This is a genomic window from Paraglaciecola sp. (genome assembly GCF_039943935.1).
Lineage (GTDB): Bacteria > Pseudomonadota > Gammaproteobacteria > Enterobacterales > Alteromonadaceae > Paraglaciecola.
In genome coordinates, this window is the sequence record NZ_JBDUZQ010000021.1 from 126,297 (window position 1) to 145,107 (window position 18,811).

18 protein-coding genes are annotated in these 18,811 nt (G+C 37.8%); 7 read left to right on the forward strand and 11 right to left on the reverse strand.

Translation table 11 applies throughout. The annotated features are described in order from the left end of the window. Positions 1-15 precede the first annotated feature (15 nt). The 4 genes from ppnN (at position 16) to ABJD71_RS12625 (ending at position 4,142) form a co-directional block, all read left to right on the forward strand. Entirely contained in the window at positions 16-1,374 is a 1,359-nt protein-coding gene (gene ppnN, locus ABJD71_RS12610; protein WP_348169730.1) for a nucleotide 5'-monophosphate nucleosidase PpnN, read from the forward strand. 123 nt (positions 1,375-1,497) lie between these two features. Further along, positions 1,498-1,872: a DUF3192 domain-containing protein gene (locus tag ABJD71_RS12615; protein ID WP_348169733.1), complete on the forward strand. Its 375-nt coding sequence runs from the start codon at positions 1,498-1,500 to the stop codon at positions 1,870-1,872. A 299-nt stretch (positions 1,873-2,171) separates the two neighbouring features. After that, a complete protein-coding gene (locus tag ABJD71_RS12620) occupies positions 2,172-3,659 on the forward strand; it encodes an HDOD domain-containing protein (protein ID WP_348169736.1) in 1,488 nt (495 codons plus the stop codon). A gap of 174 nt (positions 3,660-3,833) precedes the next feature. Beyond that, the gene (locus ABJD71_RS12625; RefSeq protein WP_348169739.1) at positions 3,834-4,142 is read left to right on the forward strand and encodes a ComEA family DNA-binding protein; all 309 of its coding nucleotides are present in this window, start codon (positions 3,834-3,836) and stop codon (positions 4,140-4,142) included. Positions 4,143-4,185: 43 nt separating this feature from the next. Here the strand turns inward: ABJD71_RS12625 and galU are convergent, their stop codons facing one another. The 11 genes from galU to rfbA all read right to left on the reverse strand — a co-directional run bounded on the left by galU (position 4,186) and on the right by rfbA (position 14,933). Beyond that, on the reverse strand, positions 4,186-5,079 hold the full coding sequence (gene galU / locus ABJD71_RS12630; protein ID WP_348169742.1) for a UTP--glucose-1-phosphate uridylyltransferase GalU: 894 nt from the start codon (positions 5,077-5,079) through the stop codon (positions 4,186-4,188). Between the two features lies 1 nt (position 5,080). Next, a complete protein-coding gene (locus tag ABJD71_RS12635) occupies positions 5,081-6,421 on the reverse strand; it encodes a UDP-glucose/GDP-mannose dehydrogenase family protein (protein ID WP_348169745.1) in 1,341 nt (446 codons plus the stop codon). 99 nt (positions 6,422-6,520) lie between these two features. Then, a complete protein-coding gene (locus tag ABJD71_RS12640; RefSeq protein ID WP_348169748.1) occupies positions 6,521-7,345 on the reverse strand; it encodes a glycosyltransferase family 2 protein in 825 nt (274 codons plus the stop codon). 38 nt (positions 7,346-7,383) lie between these two features. Continuing rightward, a complete protein-coding gene (locus tag ABJD71_RS12645; protein ID WP_348169751.1) occupies positions 7,384-8,280 on the reverse strand; it encodes a glycosyltransferase in 897 nt (298 codons plus the stop codon). Positions 8,281-8,486: 206 nt separating this feature from the next. Further along, positions 8,487-8,618, reverse strand: coding sequence for a hypothetical protein (locus tag ABJD71_RS12650; protein ID WP_348169754.1), 132 nt, complete (start codon positions 8,616-8,618; stop codon positions 8,487-8,489). Between the two features lie 320 nt (positions 8,619-8,938). Further along, positions 8,939-10,663, reverse strand: a complete 1,725-nt coding sequence (locus ABJD71_RS12655) for a glycosyltransferase (RefSeq protein WP_348169757.1) — start codon at positions 10,661-10,663, stop codon at positions 8,939-8,941. A gap of 25 nt (positions 10,664-10,688) precedes the next feature. Continuing rightward, entirely contained in the window at positions 10,689-11,432 is a 744-nt protein-coding gene (locus tag ABJD71_RS12660; protein WP_348169760.1) for a hypothetical protein, read from the reverse strand. A gap of 45 nt (positions 11,433-11,477) precedes the next feature. After that, complete coding sequence (gene rfbB, locus ABJD71_RS12665) at positions 11,478-12,569, reverse strand: dTDP-glucose 4,6-dehydratase (protein ID WP_348169763.1); 1,092 nt, start codon at positions 12,567-12,569, stop codon at positions 11,478-11,480. Between the two features lie 24 nt (positions 12,570-12,593). Then, entirely contained in the window at positions 12,594-13,448 is an 855-nt protein-coding gene (gene rfbD, locus ABJD71_RS12670; RefSeq protein WP_348169766.1) for a dTDP-4-dehydrorhamnose reductase, read from the reverse strand. A gap of 9 nt (positions 13,449-13,457) precedes the next feature. Further along, a complete protein-coding gene (gene rfbC, locus ABJD71_RS12675) occupies positions 13,458-14,003 on the reverse strand; it encodes a dTDP-4-dehydrorhamnose 3,5-epimerase (protein ID WP_348169769.1) in 546 nt (181 codons plus the stop codon). 51 nt (positions 14,004-14,054) lie between these two features. Continuing rightward, a complete protein-coding gene (gene rfbA, locus ABJD71_RS12680; protein ID WP_348169772.1) occupies positions 14,055-14,933 on the reverse strand; it encodes a glucose-1-phosphate thymidylyltransferase RfbA in 879 nt (292 codons plus the stop codon). Positions 14,934-15,273: 340 nt separating this feature from the next. Here rfbA and ABJD71_RS12685 point away from each other — a divergent pair, with 340 nt between their 5' ends. Genes ABJD71_RS12685 through ABJD71_RS12695 form a run of 3 tightly spaced genes read left to right on the forward strand, consistent with a single transcriptional unit; the run spans position 15,274 to position 18,805 of the window. After that, positions 15,274-15,906 (forward strand): hypothetical protein, encoded by a 633-nt coding sequence (locus ABJD71_RS12685; RefSeq protein WP_348169775.1) that lies wholly within the window; start codon positions 15,274-15,276, stop codon positions 15,904-15,906. Next, positions 15,907-16,863: a glycosyltransferase family 2 protein gene (locus ABJD71_RS12690; protein WP_348169778.1), complete on the forward strand. Its 957-nt coding sequence runs from the start codon at positions 15,907-15,909 to the stop codon at positions 16,861-16,863. Further along, a complete protein-coding gene (locus tag ABJD71_RS12695) occupies positions 16,853-18,805 on the forward strand; it encodes a hypothetical protein (protein WP_348169781.1) in 1,953 nt (650 codons plus the stop codon). The genes ABJD71_RS12690 and ABJD71_RS12695 overlap by 11 nt, the downstream gene beginning before the upstream one ends. The last annotated feature ends 6 nt before the right edge of the window (positions 18,806-18,811 follow it).

Genomic DNA, 18,811 nt, shown 5'->3' on the forward strand with positions numbered 1-18,811 from the left:
AATATAGAGGTGAGTATGAAAAGCATTCAATTAAACCCTGTTGGTGCTATGAGCCAATTGTCCCAGTTAGAAGTGGATATGCTCAATCAATCTGCTGATGGTGAACTCTACCAACTTTTTCGAGATTGTTGTTTAGCGGTTTTATATAGCGGTGCAGAAATTGATAATAGCGACGATATATTTTCACCCCATCATGACTTTAACGTTAATTTAATCATTCGTGAACGTGGAGTTAAAGTTGAGTTAGTCAATCCTCCGCCTCACGCTTTTGTTGATGGCCAATTAATTAAAGGGGTACATGAGCATATCTTTGCTGTGCTCAGAGATTTGTTGCATATGGGGACAAAATATTCAGCTCAATGGTTTAGTGAAAACCTTAGTTCGAATTACATCACCCATAGCGTATTCGATATGTTACGCCACGCACAAGCAATCAAAAATACTGGTGAGTTAGACTTAGTAGTATGTTGGGGGGGCCACTCCATCGGTAGTATAGAGTACCAATATACCAAAGAAGTAGGTTATCAATTAGGGCTTAGAGAATTAAATATATGTACAGGGTGTGGTCCCGGAGCCATGAAAGGGCCAATGAAAGGTGCGACTATTGCGCACGCCAAACAACGGTATAAGAATGGTAGATATTTGGGGTTAACCGAGCCAGGCATTATTGCCGCAGAGCCACCAAACGCCATCGTAAATGAATTAGTCATTATGCCTGACATTGAAAAGCGCCTAGAGGCATTTTTAAGGCTGTCTCATGCTATTGTCATTTTCCCTGGAGGTGCGGGTACGGCCGAAGAGCTACTGTATATTATTGGAGTACTGCTAGCCACTCAAAACTCGAAACAGATACTCCCTATTATTTTAACCGGACCACATGAAAGTAAAGCATACTTTGAAGCAATTGATCATTTTATTGGTAAAACATTAGGGAGTGAGGCGCAGAGTTTATATACAATTGTAGTAGGCGATGCGGCTAAAGTTGCTTTCATGGTAAAGCAAAAACAAAGTGAGGTCAGAGAATATAGAAAAAGCACTGGTGACTCGTATGATTTTAACTGGTCATTAAAAATTGCTTCAGACTTCCAACTTCCTTTTTCTCCAGATCATACAAACATGTCCAACTTAAAGTTATTCTTTGACCAACCAAAGGCTGAGTTAGCCGCAGCTTTAAGAAAAGCATTTTCTGGAATAGTATCAGGTAATGTAAAGTCTGAAGGAGTGCAGCTTATAAGCGAATATGGACCGTTTAAGCTGCATGGTGATACTGAGTTAATGATTCTGATGGATGAGCTATTAAACTCTTTTGTAGAACAACAGCGCATGAAACTTCCAGGTTCAAAATACACGCCATGTTACGAAGTAATCAAATAACAAAGTAATCAAATAACAAAGTATAAATCTTCGGTTTAATTAACTAATATTTAAGTTTAACTATCAGCAAAAGTAATGGAAATTTTATATCATTCGAATGATATAAAAATTAGAAAGAAAAACATGAATAAAAAAATAGTAAATAGAATTGTAATAGGTGTATTTTTATATGGCATATTTGTAGTTGCAGTAATAAACCTTTATCCTGACAAACCAGAAAATATGGGTTGGGAAGACAGAGAAGAATACAATAAAGTCCAAATATCTAAGCTTGAATTAGGGTTACAAAAACAAGCTATTCTAGACCTTCTAGGAAGCCCAGATATTACTGAAGCAAAACGTAATAGTAATAAAGAGCTACAAGTCATGTTTTACAGAACTCAGCATATGCAAGCTGATGGGGTAACGACCCAAGATGAATGCACACCACTTTTATTTGAAAATAATGAATTGATTGCATGGGGTGATAATGCCTACCAGTCATTTATTGATAAATAAAGAGTCGCTCTTCAACTGCTATGGCTAAAAATGAGATTAAACTCCAATATATTGATTTAATTAGCCTTCTTAACCATTACGCAAAAAGCCCTATTAATAAGTACTTACTGCAGAAAACCCATATATTCTGCAGTAACTTGTATGAGCTAGCTCGAATTCAGCCTGATGAAGTGTTCGCACAACCTAATTTATATAAGAAAAAACTGCCTTACATAATTAACATTACTTTTAACGCATGTATTTACACATGTTTAATAGGCGTCCGAAATAAGTTTGACGCGACTCTCACAATACAACTAATGTGCGCTTCAATTAGCTTCTATGCCTTAAATCAAAATAAACTCAATGATTTTTACCAAACGACAAATAGTTTTAAAAAAGCCCCGAAGGAAATAACAGGCCAGATAAATCCAAAGTTTAAGACTCTATTACAACAGGTTAGATTAATCCCTTGGTTAAGCGCCTATGAATTATCTGAAGTGGTCCATCGACAAAATCCTACAGAATTAACTTCTGTAACCTTAGTAGTAAAAGCAACTTATCTAGCAAATAGAATAGCTATTTTCACAACTCCAAATACCCGTTATAAGCCTCTAACATTTAGCTCTACGTTAAAACACTTGATTTCAACATTACCGATGTCTTGGTATACGTTAATATCACCATTAATGACATACCCTAGCCTATACCCGCCAGGGTGCTACATAAAACTAAAAAATGGCAACGTCAATCTTGTTATCGCTATAACTAACTCATCATTAATAACTCGCCTTATAAAGCCTACAAGCGAACCTAGTCATATTAACAATAAAATAAATACTATAGAGAAAGTTAATCTTACGAATGTTAACCGTGTTTATTCTACTCAAACACTTGTAAATTTTAATAAGCTGAATAATTGGTGGGATGATAATATTAAAGCTTATGTAAAAAAACTAATAAGTGAAACTGCAGTAGCAGCTTTTCCTACTATTTTACCAATCCAGCGTGCACCAGCATCTCTATTGATACTACAAGATCAATTAAGTCATAAAGAAAGTAATATATCAGTTATCGAAAAAGCACTAGAAAATGACGTGATTTATTCTGATCAAATATTGAAGTCCGCTAAAGCAAATAATAGACAAAAACAAAAAGTACAGTCTATAAAATATGCACTTGCCATGCTGGGGCTAGAAAATAGTGGTCAACTACTACTACAGTACTCATTAATAACTCGTTTGAATCAACAGCACTTTCCACTACAGCAAAGCTTTTTAAACTTCAGCCAATTAATGGCAAATACCGCAAACGAACTAGCTGCTTTAGCAAAATTGGAATCCCCTGAAATGGTAAAATCTCTTGCCTACTTCGCACTGTCGAGATTATATACTATGCCAACATTCAGATTGTTAACTCAATGGAATGTTGAACGACGCGAAACGTTTAAATTAGATAATTTGATTTCTAATAAAGGGAATAAAAAACTGCAAGAGGATGCAGTCTTGCTCGCAAAATCATGGCAGCAACCAAGTCAATCAGTACATTGTTTACAATCATGGGGTTTTGAAACAAATAAATCTAGCTCACTTCAGAGCAATAAAATTAGCCATATTTTAGGCTTAAGCTTACTCATGGCAAGAGAGCTATATTTTTCAGATGAAGACTCAGATGATGCAACAAATGAATATCGAATAAACGCTTACAGAATATTAGAAGTAACAGAAGACGCGATGATAAAATGCAGAGAAAATATTCTAAGAAATAATGAAGTAACTTGTCAAATTAATGTAAAACTCGCTAGCTAAAAATTGTCCAATCCACGAATCACAAAGCCTCACAACAAAAATAAAATATTTACTTTATGCTAACAATCTTTAATTCATAGAAATTTAAAGTAAAAACTTTACCATTTTTAATGGCTCTACTATGGTTAAAGCGATGTACATACACCTACTATTTAATCTATTACAAGGAATTTAATGATGAATAAATATACGATAGCTTTACTATTTAGCATAAACATTTTGTTTTACCAACCAAGTATGGTTCAGGCAGCCCCTGTTAAAAGTGAAGTCAATGAGGTAAAAAGTTTCAAGGTAAATATAAATACTGCACACTTAGAAGAGCTAATAACATTACCAGGAATTGGGGCAGCAAAAGCAAAATCAATTATTGATTACCGGACAAAATATGGGAAATTTAAAACCCTAGATGAGCTAACAAATGTTAAAGGTATAGGAAATAAAATGGTAAAAAAACTAAAAGGTAGAATAAAGCTAAATAAGTAAAAAACTGAAGGGCCGCCCATTCAAAAGAATGAGCGGCTATCAACTATATCTTCAAAGCCGTCAAGAAATCTCTAAACTCATCCCCTAACTCTGAATGACGTAAAGCATACTCAACATTTGCTGTCATGTAACCAAGCTTACTACCACAATCATGGCTTCTACCTTTCATATAGTAAGCGTCGACTTGCTCAGTTTCCATCAACGAAGCAATAGCATCAGTTAACTGTACTTCATCACCAGCTCCAGGTGGAGTGAGCTCAAGCAGCCCCCAAATCTTCCCAGATAACACATAACGTCCAACAACTGCTAGATCAGAAGGCGCATCTTCTAAAGCTGGTTTCTCAACCATGTCATAAATCTTTCCAGACTCACCCTGCGTTAACTCAAGCCCTTCTAGATCAACTACACCGTATTTACTCACCTCTTCTTGTGGAACTTGCTCCACCATTATTTGACTGACACGGTTGGTATTAAATTTAGCTACCATGTCCGCTAAATTATCTTTTTTCAAGTTACTAGTATATTCGTCAATAATTACATCGGGTAATACTACGGCAAAAGGCGCATCCCCAACCATAGGTCTTGCACATAAGACAGCATGCCCTAACCCTTTAGCGACACCCTGACGCACATGCATAATGGTCACATCTTTTGGGCATATAGCTTGAACGGCCTCTAAAAGCTGACGCTTAACCCTTTTTTCTAGAGTAGCCTCGAGCTCAAAGCTTGTGTCAAAGTGATTTTCGATACTATTTTTACTTGCGTGAGTAACTAATATTATTTCTTTAATCCCAGCTGCAACACACTCAGAAACAACGTATTGAATAAGTGGCTTATCAACCACTGGTAACATTTCCTTGGGAATAGCTTTAGTAGCAGGTAACATTCTTGTACCTAATCCCGCTACTGGAATTACTGCTTTTTTTACTTGACTCATTTTATTGTTCCTTTACTGATAAACCACGACCAATCGCGTAATAATGTAAACCATATTCCATCATACGAGCTGGCTCGAAGAGATTACGTCCGTCGAATAACAACGGCATAGATAATTTTTCTTTCATTAAATCGAAATCTGGAGCCTTAAACACTTGCCATTCTGTACAAATCACTAAAAAGTCTGCGCCTTCTAAAGCGGCTTCTTTCGTTCCCATTAAATCTAGATCTTGACGACTTCCATAAATACGCTGAGTTTCTTCCATTGCTTCAGGATCATAAGCCTTCACTGAAGCTCCGGCAGCCCATAAACTTTCCATCAATACACGACTAGAGGCTTCACGCATGTCATCAGTATTGGGCTTAAATGATAATCCCCACAAAGCAACCGTTTTACCTTTCAAGTCCCCAGAGAAGTGGCGAGAGATGTATTCGAATAATTTTTCTTTTTGAGCGTAATTAACTTCTTCTACAGCTTCTAAAACTCTAGCGGTATATCCAGCAGATGTCGCACTACGAGCGAGCGCCTGCACATCTTTTGGGAAACATGAACCACCATAACCACAACCCGGATAAATAAATTGATAACCGATTCGTGGATCTGATCCTATCCCCCTTCTCACATTTTCAATATCAGCACCAAATACTTCCGCGAGGTTTGACATTTCATTCATGAAACTAATCTTTGTGGCTAACATACAATTAGCTGCATATTTAGTTAACTCAGCACTTCGAATATCCATCACTATAATTTTATCATGATTACGATTGAATGGAGAATACAGCTCTCTGAGTTTTTTTTCTGCTATCTCACTATCAGTACCCAAAACGATACGGTCTGGTCTCATGCAATCATTAACAGCCGCCCCTTCTTTTAAAAACTCTGGATTAGATACTACATCGTAAGATACAGACTTAGATAACTTTGTAAGTGTCTCAGTAATTTTAGCGCTCACTTTATCAGCAGTACCAACAGGTACAGTCGACTTATTAATCACTATTTTGTGTGATTCCATATGAGAAGCAATAGTTTCAGCTACCGCAAGAACGTACTTCAGGTCAGCCGAACCATCTTCATCAGGAGGAGTTCCAACAGCAATAAAAATCACATCTCCATGTTCAATACCTTTAGCCGCATCGGTAGTAAAGTCAACACGGCCAGCTTCATAATTTGACGTGACTAGTGGAGTAAGTCCAGGCTCATAGATAGGGATATGCCCTTCTTTCAATCTATCTACTTTTTTTTGGTCTACATCAATACAGATTACATCATGACCTACTTCAGCCATCACTGCGGCTTGCACTAAGCCAACGTATCCAATTCCAAACACAGTTACTTTCATTATTATTTATTCCCTAAACAGATACCAATACTTATAATTTAAATTTACTACATTTGTATTAAAAATTAACACTTTGAAATATAAACTTCTATATACAATTCACCAGTTATCAGAAAATGCTCCTTGACGCTTCCAAATACCATCCCATAATCCACAAATCATAAACTTTATACGCTGAGTTCTGTTTTTTTGTAAAACTGCATTAGCAAAGAACCTAATAGGTAACACGCCCAAATTTCTGAACTTCCAATACCAGGGGACATAACCTCTTCTTGATAAAATGAAAATATTACGAAACTGGTAATATAACCTAATTGGTGAGCCTACTTTGTAGGTTATACCAGCAAATTTACTTCTTGAATCACCCAACCGATGTACCATTTCAACTTTGTCTGCTATCGCAACTAATAAGTTATGCTGTTTAGCACGCCAACACCATTCATGATCCACGCCATCTATGTATAAAGATTCATCTTTGAAGCCAATATTATCAAGTTTAGCTAAGTCAATCATCATACCAGACGATATAATTTGAGTAACACAGACTAAATCATCATATATAGCTACCTCACGCTGTACTCTTGGTTTAACCGTTTTTTCAGAAAAAGAGCATATGATGCGAGGGCCAATTGCGACTAACGGACGTTTTTGAACTTTTGAGGCTACCAATAGGCTAGATAACCTAAAAGCAAAATCATCATCAAAACGACTGTCTTGATCTAGTAACAACCCGTACATACATCCTGCAGACTTAAGGTCATTAAGGCCAACATTATGGGCTGCTGCCACTCCAATATTGTTTGGAAAGTGATGATAATGAAATGCTGTTTTATCATAAGAAATATCGGTGGGTATCGGAGAGTTATCAATAATACTAACTATATCAACTTGTTCAGTCGTTGCCTCAAGTAAGGCCTTGACCATTTCCAACTCTGGTTTGTATAAGATTATTGTTGCGCCAATCACTCGTTCTTTACCGACTTATTTAGAAAATACCTGTCCACTTGATAGGCCATCTTAACAACTTTTGAGGGCATTAACCTTAAAAACAACACAGCAAAAGCATATGAAATATTACCAAAACTGAAACGTTTTAACAGTTTCATTGTGTAAAAGCGGGCTTTAAATTCATTAATCGACTTACTCAACCCTCGACGTTTGTAAAAATCATTAACCCGTCTAAATTCCAGCAATGGCTCAGACAAGTTGGCAAATTTATACCCAGCAGCACACAGTTCTATCCACAAAAAATAATCTTGAGTGTTTTGTAGCGCCTTGTTGTATCTATGACCGGCTTTAAACACCTCCATTCTAACCACAACTGTTGGATGATTAACTGCACACCGCTTAGGTAAAATACGAAATATATCTGCATGATTTTTAGGCAGCGTACGTTTACCAACCTTTCTTCCGTCCTCGTTTATTTCAACCAAAGAAGTTCCCAATACTTGAGTGTCTTTGTGTTTTTTTAAAAAAGTTATTTGTTTTTCAAAGCGCTCAGGAAGAGAAATATCATCTGCATCCATTCTGAAAAAATATTCTACCCTAGGCAGGTTTTCAATTGTCCAATCGATGACAAAATTCATGCAGGCACTCAACCCCACATTGACTGCAGACTTAATCAATTGCACGTTGTCTCGCTCAGTACTTAGCTGCGAAAGAAAATATAACACATCTTCTTTCACCTCCCCATCTAGCACCAATACCAATTGAAAGTTCTTATAACTTTGAGAAAGGACACTCTCTACCGATTGCACCACCCAATCGAGCTGGTCCTCAATATAAACGCCCATGCCTACTACAGAATCAATTGTCTCTAGCAAATGAATTCTGGATATAGGTGTAAATTGATTATTCAAATGAGGTAACAACCTATTTCATGTGGTATTGATAATTGGATATATCGCTAACCGAGCAGTATATCAAAAATATTGAGCATTACATCAGAGATTGTGCTGACTGATGCACAAATAAACAATCAGGCTAAAAAAAGATCTATTCAGTAAATAGTTTTTGAGGTGTTTACTAAAAGACGCCAGCATATTTAACTTTGCTAGCTCATTTACTACTTACTGATTCTGGTAATGATTGCGATATCCTGCTTAGCGGTTTCAATAAACTCTTGTAGTTTAAATGATGTCGTATCTACGCCTAGCTTCACATTTAAAAACTCAACTAAGATTTCAGGATCTAACATGCTTATTGCAGAGCCGTGGGCTGCTCGGTTATTTTATTCGGAATAAATAGCAAAGGTAATGTCGTAACTTGAGTAAAAAAGTGAGAGGATTTTATCCACAGTTGCAAGATCCATGTATACACTCCCTCACACATTGGACGACGGCCAATTATATAAATGTTTGCATTCAACTCACCTAACAACTCCAATACATGTATGCCTCCGCCATCAGCGAATACAATGTCCGTCGCGCTCTTGTATATATCAAGCTGTTAAAGTAGTGAATGTTGCTGAGGGCGAGAGTTGTGCTGGCAGTGCTTTTCTTGATTTAGATTTTTCAGCTATTCTTTAAGTGAAAAATTTTCGCGATTGAGCGTTAAATTTGGGTTGTAAGCGGGATCATGCTCTATGTAGGCATGCCAAGTCTCCTGTAAATAAACCAATTCACTTTCAAATCTAGCTCTTTTTTGCGCGGTATCATCAAGTCCACGAGATATTGATTCATGGTGATAAAGTTCTGCTTCAGCACAATAGATATTTCTGCGGCCTAGTTCCAAAACTCGTAAGCAAAAATCAACGTCATTAAAGGCAACAGTTAAATCAGTTTCATTAAGTCCGCCTACGGCTAAATAGTCAGATTTCTTAACTAATAAACAAGCCGCGGTTACCGCACTGAAATTATGAGAGGCAATTAAACGGTTTAAATAACCAGGGTGATAACGAGGAAAATATTTGTGAGCATGACCTGCGCCACCTCCGTACCCCATCACAACGCCAGCATGCTGAATACGATTATCGGGATAAAGCAATTTAGCCCCTACACAACCGATATCTTCCCGTAAAACATGACCAACCATAAAATCAAGCCAGTCGGCAGAGATAACCTCAATATCATTATTCACTAACCCAACTACGCTGCCTTGCGCATGCTTCACTGCAAAATTATTGATAGCAGAATAATTAAAGGGGTAAGGGTACTTAAGCACAGTAATTTTAGGGTAAGCAGATAACAGCGCGAAGTATTCTAAACTCTCTTTTTCATCAGAATTATTATCTATTAATAATATTTCATAATTAGAGTAGGTTGTTTTACTTAAGATAGATTCAATACAGTTTTGAACTAAATTTTTAGAATTTTTAGTTGGTATAATTAATGAAACCAGTGGATTTTTATTAATTGGCCACTGGATCTTATTTACTAAGCAACTACGCTCTAACTTAGCACTAGCTCCTATACATTCAATAATATCTACTAACTCTTTGAGATCATTAAGCTTCCGTTTATCGCAGTCTGAATAACTTACAAGAGACAAAGGTAAATGCTTAATAGCTATATCAAATTTATTACCACAAAGGCATGCGACAAAAGCAGTGATAGAAACATGATTGCTAACACGAAATATATCCATAATTTTTGGTAAAATTACGATGGCAGTTTCTATATAACCTGCGGATAACTGATAGTCAGGATTCCATGCCGGCAACATACGCGCATTACACCTTTCTCTTTCATCATTTATCTCATCAGAATCAGTATACAAAACACCTTCCAAGTCTTGCCTCGTTAAAATTGCCAAGGCTTGAGGATGAAGAACATCCCCCTGATTAAGCAGAAGTAATGGAACTGAATTTTCGGTTCTTTGAATCGAACTAATGCCATCAATCACTACAAAGTCACACGCCATATATGAACTTTGAATATAGTGCTTTTTGGGATTCACTAAATATACAGTGTTTATATAATCTACTTGAGTACTTAACGATGCAAGAGTACTTTCAAGCCCTCCTTTCTCTGTAGTAAAAATAACAACATCTATTTTAGGATTAACAATTGCAGAGTCACGAATTATGTTGGTTATTTTTAGGTCTTGGCTTTTAATTATATTGACATAGAGTGCATGCAATTTTCTCTGGCTAGGGAAACCATAAAACAAGCCAGACTTTTGCAACGAACGGCTATAGAGAGAAGTTAGAGCAGGGCTCTTTTTAACAAAATTTCTTACAGGCTTCGGAAAACAACCTATTCCTAACTTAGCCCCCATCATTAGGTATCTTTTAATTGCCATTGTTAGCCTTGAATTCTTCAAACCATTACTTATTTAAATAGCTAGCGACTATTTCATACTCATTAGCAAAAAACTTTTCTAAACGTTTGGCTTCTGCAGGTAAGTCTTTAGCGCTGGTTCGTCTATTTTGATTTTCGACGATTAATGTTTTACCAAGCACATCTGATAGACGCGTAAAATCCTTGTTCATGTTATGCATTGAACCCACAAAATTAAATTTATCTATAGATATTTGCTTAAAATAACTGTGGTAGACAAAAAATGGGGTGCTCAGCTCAACATCTTTCACTACACATTGGAATAGTTTCGCTTTATTTAATATTCCTTTATCAATGTATCGAGATTTTAATAAATTAAAGTGTGGTGTATTCGGCTTCACAGCAAGCAAGTGCCCAAGCAAAGACCAAGCTCGTTCAATAGGGTCTCTAACCCAGACAATATGTTTAGCATTTGGAAAATACTGATAATGATTTCCATGTGTTTTGAAATGTCCATGAATAACTTTAGTCTTATTAGGCAGCCAAATATTATCTCCTCGAGAAAGCTCTTTTGCTCCACTTTCTTTATAAGCCCCATAAACTGAATTAGCATGATAAGCATGGTCTAAAGACAGCCTTAAAGATGTTCCCGCTGTCTTGGGTATATGATATGAAACACATTCAATGTTCTCATGAATACTAGGTTTTCTTTTACTGAAATCAAAAAGCAACTTTTCTATGCTTGTTTTAAAACTTAATTGATTAATTCCGCTCACTGTAAATTGTTTCAAGCCATTAAAAATCTGCATACAGAGATATATTTACCTATAAATAACTTAGTGAATACCTAAACGCTCGCCTTGATAGCTGCCGTCTAACACGGCTTGCCACCACTCGGGGTTGTCGAGGTACCATTGCACGGTTTTACGAATGCCGCTTTCAAAAGTTTCTTTTGGCGTCCATCCGAGCTCTTTGGCAATTTTAGCCGCATCAATGGCGTAACGCATATCGTGCCCTGGACGGTCGGCAACTGTAGTGATCAGTTTTTTGTAACTACCGTTACTGCTTGGCTTAATGTCGTCGAGGATGTCGCAAATAGTGTGTACTACTTCGATATTTTGCTTTTCGTTGTGGCCACCAATGTTATAGGTTTGGCCAATCTCTCCGGTTGTTGCCACCAGCACTAATGCTCGGGCGTGATCTTCGACGTATAACCAATCGCGAATTTGATTGCCTTTGCCATACACCGGCAATGGTTTTTCGGCTAAGGCATTTAAGATAACTAAGGGGATCAGTTTTTCAGGAAAGTGATACGGCCCATAATTATTTGAGCAATTAGTCACAACAGTTGGCAATTTAAAGGTTCGCAACCAAGCGCGCACCAAATGGTCGGATGCTGCTTTTGAGGCTGAATATGGAGAGCTAGGCTCATAAGCGGTTTGTTCAGTAAATAAAGGTAATTCAGTGCCCGCAGCAGCAACATCATCAGGGTGAGGTAAGTCACCATAAACTTCGTCGGTAGAAATATGATGGAAGCGGTAGCCGGCCTTTTTATCGCCCTCAAGAGCGGCATAGAAATGACGGGCCTGCTCAAGAAGTGTGTAAGTACCCACTACATTTGTTTGTATGAATTCACCCGGGCCGTCGATGGAGCGATCCACATGTGACTCGGCCGCGAGGTGCATGATAATATCCGGCTGGTAAGTTTCTAATACCCGTTTAACCTCAGGCCCATCGCAAATATCAACTTGCTCAAAGTAATAACGTTCGTTTTCGGCAACGGTTTTTAACGACTCTAAATTACCGGCGTAGGTAAGCTTGTCGAGGTTAATAACCTTGTGGGAAGTGTCGTTAATAAGGTGGCGAATCACGGCAGAGCCAATAAACCCCGCCCCGCCGGTCACAATAATTGTTTTTGCTGTTGTCATGTTAATCGTCTTTTAATTAGGTACTTAATGTAATTCGTCCATCATGGTGCATAACTGTTCGCGCCAATGAATAAGTGGTGTTTTATAGTTGCTACGCGATAGTGTTTTATCTAACACACTATAATGCGGGCGCTTGGCCGGTGTGGGGTAGGCACTACTTGGAATGGGGTTAATTGGAATACGGCTATCAAGCAAGCCTTTATCAATACCCAATTTCTGAATAGCGAGGGCAAAATCATACCAACTGCAAACGCCTTCGTCAGACCAGTGGAATACACCGGCTAACTGCTGAGTAGCGGCTTCGATACAGGCTTGTGCCAAGCCTTTTGCCCAAGTGGGGCTGCCGATTTGATCGTCAATAACACCTAACTGCGATTTTTCTGCCATTAACCTGAGCATGGTTTTAACAAAGTTATTGCCGTGACTGGAATACACCCATGAGGTGCGAATAATCGCACTTTGCTCAGCGATGATTGCCTTAACTTGGGCTTCACCCGCCGCTTTGGTTTTGCCATACATACCTTGTGGCTCAATGGCATCATCAACGGTATAAGGCGCGCCTTTTTCGCCGTTGAAAACATAATCGGTAGATACATGCACAAAAAAGATCTGCTGCGCTTTACAAAATTGCGCAAGGTTAGCCACTGCCGTTTCGTTTAACGCATACGCATTGGCCTCATCAGTTTCGGCCTTATCTACAGCAGTATACGCAGAAGCATTGATCACCGCCGTCGGTTTAAGCCGCTCAAGAGTGGCGGCAATGCTACTTGCAGATGTAATGTTAATATCATCGCGCCCCAAACAAATTGCCTGTGGATGCAGTTGGGCAATTTCCCAAGCCAACTGCCCGCTTTTGCCAACTACCACTAATTGCGTCATATTCAATCCTTAAAACGTAGGCGCGTCAACAAACGCAGTACCTTCATCATCTTTGCCAGACAATGACGGCGCTTGACCATTTACTAGCGGCCATTGAATACCCAAAGTAGGATCATCGTATTTTACAGAGACTTCTGATGCTGGGTGATAATAGTCGGTGCACTTATACACAAACTCAGCCGACTCACTAGTTACGTAAAAGCCATGAGCAAAACCTGCGGGTACCCACAGTTGGCGTTTGTTTTCAGCTGAAAGTAACACTCCCACCCATTTACCATAGGTTGCCGAATCTTTACGCATATCAACCGCTACGTCATAGACTTCCCCAGCCACTACACGCACCAACTTTCCCTGCGTTTGTTCTAATTGATAATGCAAGCCGCGCAAAATACCTTGCTTAGATTTAGAGTGGTTGTCTTGGACAAAATCAACATCGGCGCATTCGGCTTTAAACCAATCCGTACGAAAGGTTTCCATAAAAAAACCACGCTCGTCACCAAACACACGTGGCTCTATGATTTTAACATCAGCGATGTCAGTTTTAATTATTTGCATTAGAGAATAGTTCCATAAATATTACAGGCAGGAAATTTGAATAGAAAACAGTTATTTAATTCTATCACTAATCACTTTTAGTAAATAACTACCATAACCACTTTTCACCAAAGGCGCTGCTAACATTGAGACTTGCTCGGCATCAATAAATCCTTTTCTAAATGCAACTTCTTCTGGGCAACAAATTTTTAGGCCTTGACGCTTTTCAATTGCAGCTACAAAATTGGCAGCGTCCAAAAGGCTATCGAGTGTGCCTGTATCTAACCATGCTGAACCACGCCCCATTAATTCTACCTTTAACGTACCATCTTGTAGATATAGATTATTTAGGTCAGTAATTTCTAACTCACCACGGTGTGAGGGCTTCACCTCTTTCGCAAAATCTACTACACGATTATCGTAATAATACAAACCGGTTACAGCATAATTGGACTTCGCAATAGTCGGCTTCTCCTCAATAGACAATGCATTCCAACCTTCGTCAAAATCCACCACACCATAGCGTTCAGGATCATTTACATGATAACCAAAAACTGTCGCACCAATTGATTGCTCGTTAGCGTTTTTTAATGATACTTGTAAATCGTGCCCATAATAAATATTGTCACCAAGAACTAAAGTACAACTATCATTACCAATAAATTGCTCACCAATTAAAAAAGCCTGAGCTAATCCATCTGGGGAAGGTTGAGCAGCATACTGAAGATTAATACCCCAGTTTGAGCCATCACCCAATAACTCGATAAACCTCGCTTGTTCTTGCGGAGTTGTAATAATTAAAATATCTTTGATACCCGACATCATTAATGTAGATAACGGATAGTAGATCATCGGCTTATCATAAACCGGCATCAGTTGCTTGCTAACTACTTTAGTCAATGGATGAAGGCGAGTGCCAGAACCTCCAGCCAATATTATTCCTCTTCGCATTATTTCCCTCAACTTTCGACTATGCGAAAGCATATATATGTGCATTAGTTAGGTCGAAGAGTATAAAGGTTTTTTATGCTAAAAATAAAACTATTCTAGTCGATTGAATAATTTCCCCATGACATTGAAGTATGAGATTATTTGAAATAGTGAATAAGATAACAAAAGATCTTTTGCAAAAAAATAGTTTTTAATCTCATATCAAAAATAACAATTGGGGCTAAGTTTAGGGTGTTGGACATAAATGAATATTTATTAGAGAATGGCAGTGATTTTGTATTTCAACGGCTTTAAAAAGCAGTGCTTTTAGCATTAGTTTAATCGATAAGGTTTAATTAAAATGAGTGACGACGATATCATTTTAGATGGTATGGCTAAAGAATTAGCCTCTAAAAATGCAGCAGAAAAAGTAGTATTCCTCCTAGAAAAAATAGCTTGGCTACATGCATTATCTAACAGTCAAAGTAAACAGTTGGCATTACTAGAAAAATCAATTCAGAACAGCGAATTGTTTTTTAGCATGCCTGAAGTTACATTAATAAGTCGCAATAAGTTACCAAGGGTGATAATTAAGGCTGGCGATGTTGTTCCCATAGGAGATAACTTCTATCAATCTGAACCATATGGTGATGGTGGACATATTCGTTGGACCGGGCCTGAGCGTTTAAATAACTTTCACATTCCTATCGATCGCACCAAAGACCGTACGTTACGCCTATTTGTTGTCAAAACAATTAAGCCAGAAATACTCACTTCTATTAAAATTTATATCGACGGAAAACTTGTTGATTATGATGTAGAGCCAAGGGGTGAAGGGGTTGAGTTGATTACGTCATTACCCACTAGTCAAAGAGTACAAGATACTTTGATTAGCATGTTTATACCTCACTTATTTTCTCCTTCAGAATTAGATAATACATCTACAGATAATCGTAAACTGGGAGTTGCGTTCCATCAACTAGAGGTACTTTAGATGTCAATGATATCAGCAATCATTTGTACCTATGCTAGATATGACGTTCTCCGAAAAGCAATTAGAAGCCTAACGTCACAAACCTTAGCAAGCTCACAGTATGAAATTCTCATCATTGATAACACACCTAATGCAGAAAATGGCGAAGGTGCAATATGTAAAAAAGAATTTTCTGACATTGAAAACCTAACCTATGTATTCGAGAAAACCCCAGGATTATCGAACGCAAGAAATGTTGGTTGCAAATTAGCCAAGTCAAATTTCATTTCTTATTTAGATGATGACGCAATTGCTGAACCACAATGGTTGGAAGAAGTTTTAAAGGGGTTTAATAGCTTCGAGAATGTTGGTGTGGTAGGAGGGCGTATATCACCAATTTGGGAAATACCAAGACCTACATGGCTTGGAGATGCCCTAGTTGGAAACGTTTCTGTGGTTGAATGGGGTGGAAACCTAAGAATTGCTGCAAAAGATGAATGGTTTGCCGGTGCCAATATCTCTTTTGCAAAAAATGTATTGATGGAAGCTGGTGGATTTAGCACAAACTTAGGGCGAAAAGGTTCAGGTCAAATTTTACTCTCAAATGAAGAAAATGAAATCTTAGAATTCATAAGACAAAGTAAATACCAAGAAGTATATAACCCCCTTGCAAGCGTGGACCACTTAGTAGAAAAAAATCGTCTGCGCCGTGACTGGTTTAGGAGAAGGGCTGCTTGGCAAGCTGCTTCTGATTTTATGTTGAACCCATCCTCTATTGAAGACCAATTACCTGGCATGTTAGATAACTTCAAAAATTATCTTTGTAGCCTACCGCCTATTTACCGAAATATTCAAGGGCTTTACTTTAAAACCGAAGACTCCGGGTTATTTGAATGGCAACTATCGGCAATATATGCCAATACAGCATTAACATTAGCTGGGTTCGACGGGTTAGAGGATTTGGAAAATGTCGAATAACAGCAAACTAAGAGCATTAATAGTAGCCCCTACTCCTACATGGCCTTTAAATTATGGGAACAGAAAACGTATCTTTAGTGTGTGCTCAAAACTTAAAGAGCTTGGGTTTGAAATTCACTTTGTGCATTATGCTAGCGAAGGTGACTGGCGCGAATATATCCCTACAGAAACTAGAAAAAAAATGGATTCTCAGTGGGATATAGTTGACCATGTATGGCCGTCAAAACCACTACATGACTGGCCTAAAGAAGGCGAAGACCATAAAATAGATGAGTGGTGGGATTGGTCCCTTGAGAATCATTTATCGAAAACCTTTGCAGCCCGTGAGTATGACTTATGCTTAGTCAATTATACCTGGCTAAGCAAAGCACTCTCTTTAGCCCCTAAACAAACATATAAAGTATTAGATACCCACGACAAATTTAGTGGCAGACGTCAACTTTTAGCAAACCAAGGTATTGATAAAGAGTTTTTTCATACGACTGAAGAACAGGAAGTGTTGGCACTGAATCGAGCAGATTTAGTCTGGGCAATAAAGCAGGAAGAAGCTGTAGATTTTATTAATATGGGAACAACTGCTAAAGTTGCAGCATTACTTCATATTGACGAAAAAAGAGAGTCTACTCACCCTGAATTCAATAACGGTACTTTATTTGGGTTTATTGGAGCCAACAATAATATAAATAGAGTAAATATATCTCGATTTATCGAGCAAACCACACCAATATTTACTAAATACTGTGCGCCAATAACGATCAACATAGCCGGCTCAATATGCAACGATATTGAAATTATTGATAACCCATTTTTTAAATCTGTTGGGTACGTGGATAGCATTGATGAGTTCTATGACGGTATCCATGCTGCCATCATTCCTATGGAGTTTTCCACAGGCTTAAAAATAAAAGTAGCGGAAGCCTTATCGCATACAAAACCTATGTTGGCACACGAACATGCGATGGAAGGGTTTACGCCGTGCCATGAATACCATGAGCTCAAATCATTTGAAAAAATGGCAATAAGAATGGTAGAGCTAGGCTACGATAATAAAGAACTTGAAGCACTAAAAGTAGCGTCTTTCGAATCACATCAATCGACAGAAAACGCAATATCCCAAGAACTCATTGAGCTAAAAAAACGTATTGTTAAACAAAAAACAACCTTTGTTTTGATACCTCTACAATATGGTAATCCTAAAGCTTTAGCCCATTACATAGCACAAGCTAAAATCGACGTTATAAACTGGAATTTTGATAACGCTATGTTCATCATACTAGGAAGGCCTAATCAAGCAAGACCTCACGCTAGCTTTATTAGGTTTATGTCTGAACATGAATTAGAAGAAACTTTAGAATATTTCAAACCTAGTTTACTATTAAATTTGATTGAAGAATTCCCCTCGATTAAATTATTAGACGACCTCAAAATTGTCTCGATATGCAAGATTAAGCACTTAGAAGAAACTCGTTATATCAAGTATAACTCTTATTGCACTACGGATGATGAGCTATACTTCCCATCAATCGGCCATATAAATGTTGAAAAACCTGAATTCAACAGTAAAGTTGATGAAGTGTGGATAATTGGCGACATAATTAATGATGTATCTAAAAACCTCTTAAACGTTTTGAGCATTGGGCTTGTTAAGAAAAACGTAAACCTCAAGACACTTAAAGATATTGACAATACCATTACAAAATCGAATGCACTCCCTCGAACAATATTTGTAAACAAACAAGAAAGTGACTTAAATTATTGTGAACAAATTTTTTTAGAAATCGCAGAAAAATACGCAATTGATATCCGTAACATATATCAACCACAACTATTATTCCAAAAAAAGAACAATGTTGTCGGAGATTATGAACATCAATTTTTCCCTGCATGGGAGCGCTTTATTAACAATACCCTGCTGGGCACTTCATTAACTATTTTAGATTGAGAAAGA